Below are 12,576 nucleotides of genomic sequence, written 5' to 3' on the forward strand. Positions count from 1 at the left end.
CCCACCATGCTGATCAGACTGCTCCGCAGTCACCTGCACCCCTATCGGGGCGAGATCGGGCTCATCCTGCTGGCCCAGTTCGTCGCCACGATGGCGTCTCTCTTTCTGCCCAGCCTCAACGGTCAGATCATCGACCAAGGCGTCACCAAGGGCGACACCGGCTACATCGTCAGCCACGGCGGCATCATGCTGGCCGTCAGCCTGGTGCAGATCGTCGCGGCCATCGCTGCGACCTACCTCGCCGCCAAGGTCGCGATGGGGATGGGCCGCGACGTGCGGGCCAACCTGTTCGGCACCGTCGTCGACTTCTCGGCCCAGGAGGTCAGCAAGTTCGGGGCGCCCACGCTGATCTCGCGCAACACCAACGACGTGACCCAGGTGCAGATGGTCGTGTTCATGGCCTTCTCGCTGCTCGTCACCACGCCCATCCTCATGGTCGGCGGCATCATCATGGCGCTGCGCGAGGACGTCGGGCTGGCCTGGCTCGTGGCGGTGGCCGTGCCCCTGCTCGGGTTGTGCGTCAGCCTCGTCATCTGGCGGATGGTGCCGTGGTTCGGGCGCATGCAGACCTCGCTCGACGGGGTGAACCGGGTGATGCGCGAGCAGATCACCGGCATCCGGGTGGTGCGGGCGTTCGTGCGAGAAGACCACGAGGAGCAGCGCTTCGCGGGAGCCAACGCCGACCTGACCCAGGCCGGGCTCAAGGTGGGCCGCCTGATGGCGCTCGTCTTCCCGATCGTCATGTTCATCTTCAACGTCTCGACCGTGGCCGTCATGTGGTTCGGTGGCCACCGCATCGCCTCGGGCGATATGCAGATCGGTGAGCTGACCGCCTTCCTGTCCTACCTCGTGCTGATCCTGATGGGCGTCATGATGGCCACCTTCATGGCCACGATGATCCCGCGGGCCTCGGTCTCGGCCACCCGTATCCAGGACGTGCTCGAGACGACCTCCACGGTCGTCGAGTCGGCCACCCCGCGGCGCGTGGCGGCGGGAGCGGTGGGCCTCGAGCTGGTGGGTGTCGACTTCCACTACCCAGGGGCCGAGGTCGCGGTGCTGCACGACGTCAGCTTCACGGCCGAGCCCGGCCGAACGACGGCCGTCATCGGTTCGACCGGCAGCGGCAAGACCACCCTCATCGGGCTCATTCCCCGGCTCTTCGACGTCTCGGAGGGCCAGGTGCTGGTCGGCGGTGTCGACGTGCGCGAGCTCGGGCTCGACGAGCTGTGGAGCCACATCGGCCTCGTGCCGCAGAAGCCCTATCTCTTCAGCGGCACGGTCGCCTCGAACCTGCACTACGGCAACCCCGACGCGAGCGACGAGCAGCTCTGGGAGGCCCTCGACATCGCCCAGGCGAGCGACTTCGTGCGGGCGATGGGCGGCTTGGACGCACCCATCTCCCAGGGCGGCACCAACGTCTCGGGCGGCCAGCGCCAGCGCCTGGCCATCGCTCGAGCCGTCGCGAAGCGCCCCGACATCTACCTCTTCGACGACTCGTTCTCGGCGCTCGACCTCTCGACCGACGCGAGGCTGAGGCGAGCACTACGACCGGCGACCCGAGAGGCCGCGGTCGTCATCGTGGCCCAACGGGTCTCGACCATCGTCGACGCCGACCGCATCATCGTGCTCGACGACGGCCGCATCGTCGGCCAGGGAACCCATGACCAGCTGCTCGACACCTGTCAGACCTACCAGGAGATCGTCGAGAGCCAACGCAGCGCGGAGGTGGCAGCCTGATGGCTGAGGGAGTGCAGACAGAAGAGGAGAAGGCCGCCGCCGCCCGGCGTGGGCCGGCCCGTCGGGGTGGCCCGCCCCACATGCAGATGGGCCAGCCCGGTGAGAAGTCGCTCGACTTCGGCCCGTCGGCCAAGCGACTGGTGGCGCGGCTGCGCCCCGAGCGAGCCAAGGTCATCGTCGTTCTCGTGTTCGCCGTCGTGAGCGTCGTGCTCAGCTCCATCGGCCCCAAGGTGCTGGGCCGAGCCACCGACCTGATCTTCGCCGGCGTCATCGGCGCCCAGGTCGGCAAGGAGGCGCCCCCCGGAGCCACCAAGGAGCAGGTGATCGAGGGCTTGCGGGCCAAGGGTCAGACGACGTTCGCCGACCTGCTGACCAACGTCGGCTTCACGCCGGGGCAGGGCATCGACTTCGACGAGGTCGGGCGGGTGCTGCTGCTCGTCATCGGCCTGTTCGTCGCGGCATCCGTGCTCATGTGGGTGCAGGGCTTCATCCTGCAGGGGGTGCTCCAGCGCACCATGTACACCCTGCGACAAGACGTCGAGGCCAAGCTCAACCGGCTGCCGCTGCCCTACTTCGACAACCAGCCGCGCGGCGAGATTCTCAGCCGCGTCACCAACGACATCGACAACGTCGGCCAGTCGCTGCAGCAGACCATGTCGCAGCTGCTCAACTCGTTGCTGACCGTCATCGCCGTGCTCAGCATCATGTTCTGGATCTCGTGGATGCTTGCCCTGATCGCCCTGGTGACCATCCCCGTCGCCATCATGCTGACGACGGCGATCGCCAAGCGGTCGCAGAAGATGTTCGTGCAGCAGTGGCGCAACACGGGCGAGCTGAACGGCATCGTCGAGGAGACCTTCACCGGTCACGGCCTGGTCAAGGTCTACGGCCACCAGCAGGAGACCCGCGAGAACTTCCGCGAGAAGAACGACGAGCTCTTCGGGGCCGCGTTCGGTGCGCAGTTCATCAGCGGCATCATCATGCCGGTCATGATGTTCGTCGGAAACCTCAACTACGTCATCATCGCCGTCATCGGCGGGCTGCGGGTCGCGTCAGGCTCGCTCAGCCTCGGCGACGTGCAGGCCTTCATCCAGTACTCGCGCCAGTTCACCCAGCCGCTCACGCAGGTCGCGTCGATGGCCAACGTGCTGCAGTCGGGGGTCGCGTCGGCCGAGCGTGTGTTCGAGGTGCTCGACGCGCCGGAACAGACGGCGGATGCCGTGTCGCCGCAACGCATCGACGACCCCCACGGTGCCGTGGCCTTCGAAGGCGTGTCGTTCTCGTACGTGCCCGACAAGCCGCTCATCGAGAACCTCGACCTCGCGGTCAGCCCGGGTCAGACGGTCGCGATCGTCGGGCCCACCGGGGCCGGCAAGACGACGCTCGTCAACCTCATCATGCGGTTCTACGAGCTGAACTCCGGCCGGATCACCCTCGACGGCATCGACATTCGCGAGCTGACCCGGCACGGTCTGCGCTCGCGGATCGGCATGGTGCTGCAGGACACCTGGCTCTTCGGAGGGACCATTCGCGACAACATCGCCTACGGTCGCCCGGGCGCCACCGCCGACGAGGTCATCGATGCAGCGCGGGCGACCTACGTCGACCGCTTCGTGCACTCGCTGCCCGACGGCTACGACACGGTGCTCGACGACGAGGCGAGCAACATCTCGGCCGGTGAGAAGCAGCTCATCACCATCGCGCGAGCCTTCCTGTCCGACCCGGCCCTGCTCATCCTCGACGAGGCCACCAGCTCGGTCGACACCCGCACCGAGCTGCTCGTGCAGCACGCTATGGCCGCGTTGCGCTCTGACCGAACGAGCTTCGTCATCGCGCACCGTCTCTCGACGATTCGCGACGCCGACCTCATCCTCGTGATGGAGGACGGACACATCGTCGAGCAGGGCTCGCACACCGAGCTGCTCGCCGCTGATGGTGCCTACGCTCGGCTGTACGCCGCCCAGTTCGCAGGTGCTGCCGCCGATCTCGACGAGACTGCGTCGGTCGACCCAGTCGATGGTCGTGGCCAGGGTGAGAGCGCCGTCGAGCGCGGTGAGGAGTCTCGCGAGATGGCCGATGCGACGATGGGGTCCGGCGCCGGGGCCGGCACGCCGGCCGGCCCGCCCTCGCCGGATGCCGTGCTGCCCGAGGAGGACCGCCCCTCGCGCTGACCGTCTCGACCGTACGAAAGTGGCCACTCGACCGAACGAACCGGTCGAGTGGCCACTTTCGTACGGTCGCGTGGTCGGCTCACGGCGACCTGCGGACGTCGGCGACGGTTGGCGTCGGTTGCGGCGCGAGGCGAACGCGGATTAGGGCCCAAGGTCCCTGTTCGTGCTCACGCGGCGCCCCTAGCGTGGTGCTCATCTTCAGTGGAAGGCAGCGGGCCCGCCTGTGCACTGACCGCGATAGCCGCCCAAAAGGACTGCCGTGACACGTGAAGACCACGTCATCGAACGGGGTTCTTCCCCGGCGCCCGACCGCCGCACCTTCCTGCGCTGGAGTGCCATCACCGGAGGGGCCGCTGGAGTGGCGACGGTCGCCACCGGATGCGGGCCGACGCCGCTGGGGCTCCAGGCGGCGGCCCCAGACCCCGACGGCGTCGCCCCCGGACGGGAGAAGATCGTCTGGAGCGCGTGCAACGTCAACTGTGGCAGCCGCTGCCCGCTGCGCCTTGCTGTCGTCGACGGGACGATCGTGCGGGTCGACCCCGACAACACCGGCGACAACTCCATCGGCAGCCAGCAGATTCGCGCCTGTGTTCGTGGGCGGTCGATCCGGCAACGGATCTACAGCGCCGAACGACTGAAGAAGCCGATGCGCCGGGTCGGTCCGCGCGGCGGCGGTCAGTGGGAGGAGATCAGCTGGGACGAGGCCTTCACCACGATCGCGACCACCCTCCGGCGGCTGATCAAGGATCACGGCAACGAGTCGATCTACATCAACTACGGCACCGGGGTGCTCGGGGCCACCGTCGCGACGAGCTGGCCACCCAGCAGCAGTGCGGTCGCCCGGCTGATGAACTGTGTCGGCGGCTTCCTCAACCAGTACAACGACTACAGCGCGGCCAACATCGAGACGGCGGTGGACTTCCACTACGGCGGCTGGACGACCTCGAACAGCAACGACGACACGGTCAACGCCAACCTGGTGCTGATGTTCGGCAACAACCCGCACGAGACCCGGATGAGCGGTGGTGGTGAGGTCTTCGTGACCCAGACCGCCAAGAAGGAGTCGGGCCACCGGGTCATCGTGTTCGACCCCCGCTACACCGACACCGCCATGAACCTCGCCGATGAATGGGTTCCGATCCGGCCCGGCACGGATGCCGCACTGGTGGCCGGCTTCGCGCACGTGATGATCACCGAGAAGCTGCTCGACCAGGGCTTCCTCGACACCTACTGCAGTGGCTTCGATGAGGAGCACATGCCAGCAGGCGTGCCGGCGGGTCTCTCGTACCGCAGCTACGTGCTCGGTCAGGGGCCCGACGAGGTCGAGAAGACTCCTGAGTGGGCCGCCAAGATCAGCGGGGTCTCCGCCGGCGACATCCGTCGCCTGGCGCGGGAGATCGCCACGACCGAGCGGGTGTCGATCAACCAGGGCTGGGGACCGCAGCGACACGCCAACGGTGAGAACCAGTCCCGCGCCCCGATGCTGCTCTCCAACATGATCGGGGCCGTCGGCATCAGTGGCGGTGGTACCGGATGCCGTGAGGGCTGGGCAGGGCTGCCCATGGCTGCGTTCCCGGTGCTCGAGAACCCGATACGGCCGGTGCTGCCCGTCTACCGCTGGACCGAGGCGATCCTGCGTGGCAAGGGCATGACCTACCGTGACGGCATCCGCGACAGCAAGGACGTCAACGGCAACGCCAACGTCACCAACGACGTCACCCTCGACAGCAACATCAAGTTCATCTGGCTCTACGGCTCCAACTGCCTGGTGAACCAGCACGGCGACATCAACGAGACGATCAAGATCCTCTCCGACGAGACCAAGTGCGAGATGATCGTCAACATCGAGAACCAGATGACGGTCTCGGCCCGCTACTCCGACATCCTCCTGCCCGACGTCACCACGGCCGAGCAGGTCGATCTCTCGGCGCAGCAGAGCGCGGGCAACCTCGGCTACGCCATCTTCACCGACCGGGCCATCGAGCCCATGTACGACAGCATGCCCGTGTACGAGCAGCTCACCGGCATCGCCGAGAAGCTCGGGGTGAAACAGAAGTTCACCGAGGGTCGCACCCAGGAGGACTGGGTCCGCTGGATCGTCGACGAGTCCCGCAAGACCGTGCCAGGACTGCCGTCCTTCGAGCAGTTCCGCAAGCAGGGGATCTACAAGACGAGGCTCGAGCCCGTCATCGCGCTGAAGGACTTTCGCGACGACCCGAAGAAGAACCCACTGCCGACCCCCTCGGGGAAGATCGAGATCTTCTCGTCGAACCTCTACCGGATGTCGAAGGACTGGCCGATGGAGAAGGGCAACGTCATCACCCCAACTCCCGAGTACTTCGCTGCCCGTGAGATGCCGGGTGACCCTCTGCAGCAGCGGTATCCACTGCAGTGCATCGGTCACCACTACAAAGCGCGCACGCACTCGAGCTATGGGAACAGTCCTTGGCTGAAGGAGGCCCATCCGCAGATGGTGTGGGTCAGCACCGTTGACGCGACCGATCGCAACATTCGCGACGGCGACCAGGTGCGGGTCTTCAACGACCGCGGTCAGCTTCAGCTACCGGCACACGTCACCAAGCGGATCGCGCCTGGAGTCATCTCGGTTCCTCAGGGGGCCTGGTACAGCCCGGAGAAGCCCGGTGGTCTCGACCACGGTGGGTCGGTCAACGTACTGACCAGCCTGCACCCGACCCCGTACGCGAAGGCGAACGGGCAGCACTCGAACCTCGTCCAGATCGAAAGAGCCTGAGGACCGGCCATGCCCACGTTCAAACAGATCGGCTTCTACGTCGACCAGAGCAACTGCACCGGATGCAAGGCCTGCCAGATCGCCTGCAAGGACAAGCACGACAACCCGGTGGGGGTGAGCTGGCGACGTGTGGCCGAGTACACCGGCGGGTCGAACGAGACCGATACGGCTGACGGCTCTTTTCGCACCAACGTCTTCACCTACTACACCTCGATGGCCTGCAACCACTGCGCCGACCCGATCTGTGTCGAGGTGTGCCCCAGCACCGCCATGCACAAGGGCGAGAACGGCATCGTGTCGGTCGATCCCGACATCTGCATCGGGTGCCGGTACTGCGAGATGGCCTGCCCGTACAGCGCGCCACAGTTCGACGCGGCCAAGGGCGTCATGACCAAATGCGACTTCTGCGCCGACTTCCTGGCGGAGGGGCGCGACCCCGCCTGCGTCGCCTCGTGCCCATCTCGTGTACTCGACTACGGCGAGATCGACGACCTGCGAGCCAAGTACGGCACCGAGAGCGGAATCGAACCGCTGCCTGACCCGAGCATCACCCGGCCGAACCTCGTCATCACCCCGCACCGCGACGCCCAGGGCTCCGGTCACGGCACCGGCGCAGTGGCCAACCCGGAGGAGATCTGAGCCCATGCTGCACGAGCTTCCCCTGGTGGTCTTCACCGTCTTCGCCCAGATGTCCGTTGGCTCCTTCGTGGTGCTGGGCCTGATTCACATCGTCGGCTTCCGGGTGCCGCCCAAGGTGATGGACCGGGTCAGCGATCCGGCGCTGTTCGCCATCGGCCCCCTCCTGGTGCTGGGCCTGGCTGCTTCGACACTCCACCTGGGCACCCCGCTGCGGGCCGCGAACGCGCTACGGCACCTGCAGTCGTCGTGGTTGAGTCGCGAGATCCTGGTCGGCATCCTGTTCGCCGGGCTGGGCGCGGCCTTCTCCTTCTGTCAGTGGCGCAAATGGCTCACCCCCCGCCTTCGGCAGGGGCTGGCGGTGACGACGGCGGTCACCGGTCTGGTGCTGGTCTTCTTCATCAGCCGCGTGTACTCGTTGCGTACCGTGCCGGCGTGGGACACCTGGCACACGGCGATCCGCTTCTACTCCACGACCTTCCTCCTGGGCTTTCTCGCAGTCGGAGTGGCCCTGGTGGTCACCCAGGGCATCAGGACGCGCCGTGGCGACGACGACCCACAGGCCAGCCGGCTGATCGTCAGCTCCCTGCGCGGCATCGCCGTCGGCTCCATCCTTGTGCTGGGAGTGAAGTTCGTCGGAATGCCGAGCTATCTCGGGGGGTTGGCCACCAGTGGGGAAGGCGCAGCGCACCAGTCGCTCGAGACCGTGGCGGGCACCTATGGCGGCTTCTCCCTGACCCAGACGATCCTCGTCTTCGCGGGGGTGGCCGTGCTCGGGATCTTCCTCGCCCAGCTGTCTCGGCGCGCGGTCAGCGCGCGAGCGCTCGGCGTCGTGGCGGGCAGCGCCTTCGTGCTCGTGCTGGCGGGCGAGGTCATCGGCCGCATGCTGTTCTACGCAAGCATGGTGCGGGTGGGGATGTGAGGGCCGTGGCGATTGCGAGAACGCCGACGACCACCAACCCGGAAGCCACTGCCCCGGTCGACCCGCACTGGCTCGACCGCGTCGCTGGGGCGACGTCGCTGCTCTCCCGGTTGCTGCTGGGGCCGCCCCACGGGCCCCTGCTGGTGGCGCTGTCGGCGCCCGACGTGTGGGCCGACTGGCCGTTCCGTGACGATGTCGACTCGCGCGCCGGCCTGCAACGGCTGTCACGGTCGGTCGCGGCCGGCGGGACCGAGCGCCTGGAGCAGCTGGGCGCGGACTACCAGCAGTTGTTCCTCGGCCCGCAGCGGGTGCTCGCCTGCCCGTACGAGTCGGTGTACCTGGGGGATGAGCACCTGACCTTTGGCAGCCAGACGCTTGCCGTCCGCCAGTGGTACCGCCGCTACGGGCTGCGGGCCCCTGCCGAGGGGCGCGAGCCCGACGACCACATCGGGCTCGAACTCGGATTCGTCTCGCACCTCTGCGTGCTCGGCCTCGACGCGCTCGAGCAGGGTTCTGACGGTTCTGCGCGCGAACTTCGCGTGGCAGTGGGCGCGTTCGCGGCGGAGCACCTCCTCCGCTGGGCCGACGAGTGCCTTGACCACGTGGCCGAGGAGGCCGCGACCGACTTCTACCGGGGAGTCGCCGGTCTGACCCGGGGAGTGCTGCGCATCCTGGAAGCCGACCTCGGTTCGTGACCACTCCGGCCGACGTCCAGCCCCTGCTGCGATGGCTCGCGACCAACACCCCTTCGGCGCGGGCGGCGCACGTGCTCGTGGCCTGTCGCGAGCACCCCGACCTGGGTCCGTGGCTCGCGCCCGACGAAGACGACGACCGCGCCCTGTTCGTGCTGGCCGGGTGTCTCGCCGACGTGCCGCCCGCTGCCCTCTTGGAGGTCGTGGCGGCCGGAGCGCGGGTCACCGCACTGCTCGACGGATGCCGGTCGCCCGCCGCCGCCGGAGAGGTGGTGAGTCGGGCCGATGAGGTCGCCACGGCCGTCGGACGTCCCGATCAGATGGCGACGGCCACGGCCCCTCCGGCGCCTCCCGCACACGCGCCGGCCAGGAGCCGCCGCTTCCGTCGGGGTGACATCGGCCGCGAGACGCCGGTCCTGCTGCTCGATGCCCTCCGTATGCCCGTGGAGCGGCGCGTGCTCGTGACGGCGGCGCGGCGGAGGGTGGAGGCGCGAGACAGACCGCGGGGCGACGCCCCTCACGACCGGCTCTTCGGCGTGGTGGGTGAGCTGCTGGGCGACGATCCGCCTCCTCCCGAGCTGCTGTCCGTGCCGACGGGAGCGGCCGACCTGGCCGCTCCGGAATGCGGCGGCAGTGGCGTCTGCGTGCGGGTCTGCCCCACTGACGCCCTGACGTTGCGGGTCACCGAGCTGCACGAGTCGGGCGCTCTCAGTGATGACCGGCCGATCGGAACGCAGCCGTGCCCGGCCCCCGGCGAGCACCGACCCGCACACGTCGACGAGTTCGCGCTTTCTGTAGACCCGGCTCGCTGCATCGACTGCGGTGAGTGCGTTCGTCAGTGCCCCGAGCAGGCGATGCAGCGGGTGGGCTCGCTGTCCTGGCTGCCCGCCCTGGCCGACACGGAGCGGCCCGTGAGGGTCGCGCTATCGAAACGGTGCAGCCGGTGCGGGGCCTCCTTCCGAGGTAGTGGAGCCCGATGCACGGTCTGCACGTTCCGGGCTGCGTCGCCCTTCACCTCCCGGCTGCCGCCCGGCTTCACCCGGGGGCACCGCGACTAGCGTTGGGGCTCGTTGACGAAGCTGCTGCCGCCTCGCTCACGGTCGACCCAGAGGCGGCCGACCTGAGTAAGCGCCAGGTACGGCTGGCGGGGCTGCGCGGCCAGCATCGCTGCGCAACCGGCGCTGAGGGCCTCACCGGCATCCGAGTGCAGCTCGTCGTGCTGGTGAACCCGCAGGGCCCGAGCCTTCGGCAGCTGGCCGGCCGACCACGCCGACGCCTCGTCGGAGCACAGACGGTGCAGAAGCTCGCAGGCGGCCAGGGCCGCCTCGAACGACCCGTCGTCCGAGGCGTCGAAGGCCTCGGACAGCGTGGCGATGTCGTGGTCGAGCTCGCGGCGTCGACTGGAGCGTTCGAACGACCCGAGCACGAGCATCGGCGGGCCGAAGCCCTCCAGCTCGCCGGTGCGCCAGCCGACGGCATCCTCCCAGCCCTGGCGCACTCGGCCCTCGCGCACGGCGGCGACCCAGGCCGGCGTGGGCGCCGCGAAGGTCTCTGCCAGCGCCGCCCATCCCGTGCTGCGGCGCCGGGCCAGCTCGGCGATGGCGCTCAGGCCGGTTCCCCCGAGTGCCACAGGTCGGCTGCCGGGCACGGTGCACCTCCCTGGTCAGAACCCTGTCTCGCCCGACTCTCTCACGCCGGGGCCAGGAAGGAGTGCCCTCGGCGGACGGCGTCGACCATGCGCTGGTGGTCGCGCTCGGTCTGGTCGGCGTAGGCCCGGGCGAAGGAGCTCATCGCGAGATCGACCTTGTCGGAGCCCCCGACGTAGGCGGCGATCATGGACGCACCGCTCGAGCGCGCGTGGGCCTTGGCGAGCAGCTGCCCGCAGATGCCGGCGTAGTCGGCGGTCGCCGAGGGCTTGAGTGCGTCGAGCGGGATCGTGCCCTTCATGTTGCGGAACTGCCGAACGTAGTACTGCCGCCCGGCCACGGTGGTCCATCCGAGCAACGGGTCACTCACCGTCTGCAGAGCCTGCTGGTACTCCACGACGCGCTGACCCTGGTGCGCGTGCCACGCCGACTCGCCGTGCACGTGCGGAGCGAGCACCGACCGCCTGGCCTGCTTGAGCTGGAGGAAGACGACATCGCTCGGGCTGCTGCCCTCCAGCAGCGCGACGTACGCGCGCAGGCCCACACTGCCGACTCCGACGACCTTGTGCACGAAGTCGATGAGGGTGTAGCCGCCCAGCACCCGGCGCCAGTGCGGTGCGAGGGTGGCCAGATAGTCGTCCAGCCCGCCCGCGAGCAGCTCCGCCTCGTCGTCGTCGAGGTGGGTGATCAACGGCGGCTCCTGCACGATGCGCCGACCCGTGCCCTCCGTGGTCGTGAACCGAGGCAGGGCCCGGTCACTGGTGCGGCCCTGGGCCCGATGGGCGGCCCGTTCGATCTGCGCCTGCAGCGACGCGTCGGCTGCGGCCGTCTGGAGGCGGTCGAGGTCGAGCCGCTCGTAGGAGCGGGCCAACAGGGGCTGGGAGGCCAGCCACTTCATCTGGTTGCGATAGGCCGCCGAACACGATTCGACGGCGGTGGCGCAGTGCTGCTCGCTCTGGCCGTTCTGTCGGCTGGCCACCCAGATGCTGGCGACGAGGCGGCGCAGGTCCCACTCCCAACCGCCGGGGTGGGCCTCGTCGAAGTCGTTGAGATCGAGCACGAGGTCGCGCTCGGGGGAGGCGTAGAACCCGAAGTTGCCGAAGTGGGCGTCGCCGCAGATGACGGGCGAGATCCCGGTGGCCGGCAGGTGGGCGAGGTCTTCGGCCATCACCACCGCACTGCCGCGCAGGAAGCCGTACGGGGAGGCCACCATGCGTTCGACCCGGGTGGCGATCAGCTCACTGCGCCGCCCGCGGTGCGACTCGGTGATCTGTGCGACGACGTCAGGCCGGTCGGCCGGTTCCTCCCACTGCCCGAGCATCGACCGCGGTACCCGGTGGCGCAGGCTGTGTCCGAGTCGGTAGCGCTCCACTCGTGGCGTCGACGGATGCCGCAGCGACGTGTAGGGCTGGCTGTCGACCTCGGGCAGCACCACATGGCTCCGGCCGGTGTGCTGTGCTGCGGTCATCTCGGCGCTCCTCGTTATCGCGGTTTCGGCTGGCTCGGCTGTGTCGGCCGGCGGTGCCCGCCCCGGCCCCTCTCGGGGCGGTCTGTGGTCAGTGGCGCGAGTGGCGCTCACGGTTCGAGCAGCACGGCGCCGGGGCCGTCTGACGCCAGCGCGTCATCCGGGTTGTGCAGGGCACAGGTCGACAGGCTCAGGCAGCCGCAGCCGATGCAGGAGTCGAGCTGGTCGCGCAGCTTCTCGAGGCGACGGATCTGTTCCTCGAGCCGCGGGCGCCATGCCTGCGAGAGCCGGGCCCAGTCGCGACTGGTCGGGGTGCGCTCGTCGGGCAGGGTGGCCAGCGCTGCCGCGATCTCCTCGAGCGAGAGCCCGACCCGCTGGGCCGCACGCACGAACGAGACCCGGCGGATCGTGGCCCGTTCGTAGCGTCGTTGGTTGCCGGTGGTGCGCTGAGCCTGGATCAACCCGAGGTCGCCCCAGTAGCGCAGGGCTGACGTGGCCATGCCGGTGCGTTCGGCGCCCTCGCCGATGGTCAGCCCGGTCTGACGCCCCGACACG

The 12,576-nt window shown here is 68.8% G+C and carries 10 protein-coding genes; 7 read left to right on the forward strand and 3 right to left on the reverse strand.

What is annotated here, in order from left to right:
* Positions 1–6 precede the first annotated feature (6 nt).
* The 7 genes from BA895_RS01030 to BA895_RS01060 all read left to right on the forward strand — a co-directional run bounded on the left by BA895_RS01030 (position 7) and on the right by BA895_RS01060 (position 9,968).
* Positions 7–1,737: an ABC transporter ATP-binding protein gene (locus tag BA895_RS01030; RefSeq protein WP_070190008.1), complete on the forward strand. Its 1,731-nt coding sequence runs from the start codon at positions 7–9 to the stop codon at positions 1,735–1,737.
* Positions 1,737–3,908, forward strand: coding sequence for an ABC transporter ATP-binding protein (locus BA895_RS01035; protein WP_070190009.1), 2,172 nt, complete (start codon positions 1,737–1,739; stop codon positions 3,906–3,908). The genes BA895_RS01030 and BA895_RS01035 overlap by 1 nt, the downstream gene beginning before the upstream one ends.
* A gap of 259 nt (positions 3,909–4,167) precedes the next feature.
* On the forward strand, positions 4,168–6,660 hold the full coding sequence (locus tag BA895_RS01040) for a DMSO/selenate family reductase complex A subunit (RefSeq protein ID WP_070190010.1): 2,493 nt from the start codon (positions 4,168–4,170) through the stop codon (positions 6,658–6,660).
* A gap of 9 nt (positions 6,661–6,669) precedes the next feature.
* The gene (locus BA895_RS01045) at positions 6,670–7,299 is read left to right on the forward strand and encodes a DMSO/selenate family reductase complex B subunit (protein WP_070190011.1); all 630 of its coding nucleotides are present in this window, start codon (positions 6,670–6,672) and stop codon (positions 7,297–7,299) included.
* A 4-nt stretch (positions 7,300–7,303) separates the two neighbouring features.
* Complete coding sequence (locus BA895_RS01050) at positions 7,304–8,218, forward strand: DmsC/YnfH family molybdoenzyme membrane anchor subunit (protein WP_070190012.1); 915 nt, start codon at positions 7,304–7,306, stop codon at positions 8,216–8,218.
* 5 nt (positions 8,219–8,223) lie between these two features.
* Complete coding sequence (locus BA895_RS01055) at positions 8,224–8,913, forward strand: molecular chaperone (RefSeq protein WP_175442218.1); 690 nt, start codon at positions 8,224–8,226, stop codon at positions 8,911–8,913.
* On the forward strand, positions 8,910–9,968 hold the full coding sequence (locus BA895_RS01060) for a 4Fe-4S binding protein (RefSeq protein WP_070190014.1): 1,059 nt from the start codon (positions 8,910–8,912) through the stop codon (positions 9,966–9,968). The genes BA895_RS01055 and BA895_RS01060 overlap by 4 nt, the downstream gene beginning before the upstream one ends.
* Here BA895_RS01060 and BA895_RS01065 read toward each other — a convergent pair.
* The 3 genes from BA895_RS01065 to soxR form a co-directional block, all read right to left on the reverse strand.
* On the reverse strand, positions 9,965–10,558 hold the full coding sequence (locus BA895_RS01065; protein ID WP_139142458.1) for a hypothetical protein: 594 nt from the start codon (positions 10,556–10,558) through the stop codon (positions 9,965–9,967). The genes BA895_RS01060 and BA895_RS01065 overlap by 4 nt on opposite strands.
* Before the next feature lie 41 nt (positions 10,559–10,599).
* The gene (locus BA895_RS01070; protein ID WP_070190016.1) at positions 10,600–12,024 is read right to left on the reverse strand and encodes a DUF2252 domain-containing protein; all 1,425 of its coding nucleotides are present in this window, start codon (positions 12,022–12,024) and stop codon (positions 10,600–10,602) included.
* A 107-nt stretch (positions 12,025–12,131) separates the two neighbouring features.
* Positions 12,132–12,575 (reverse strand): redox-sensitive transcriptional activator SoxR, encoded by a 444-nt coding sequence (gene soxR / locus BA895_RS01075; RefSeq protein ID WP_217493789.1) that lies wholly within the window; start codon positions 12,573–12,575, stop codon positions 12,132–12,134.
* Position 12,576 lies beyond the last annotated feature (1 nt).

The organism is Humibacillus sp. DSM 29435, assembly GCF_001758225.1.
Lineage (GTDB): Bacteria > Actinomycetota > Actinomycetes > Actinomycetales > Dermatophilaceae > DSM-29435.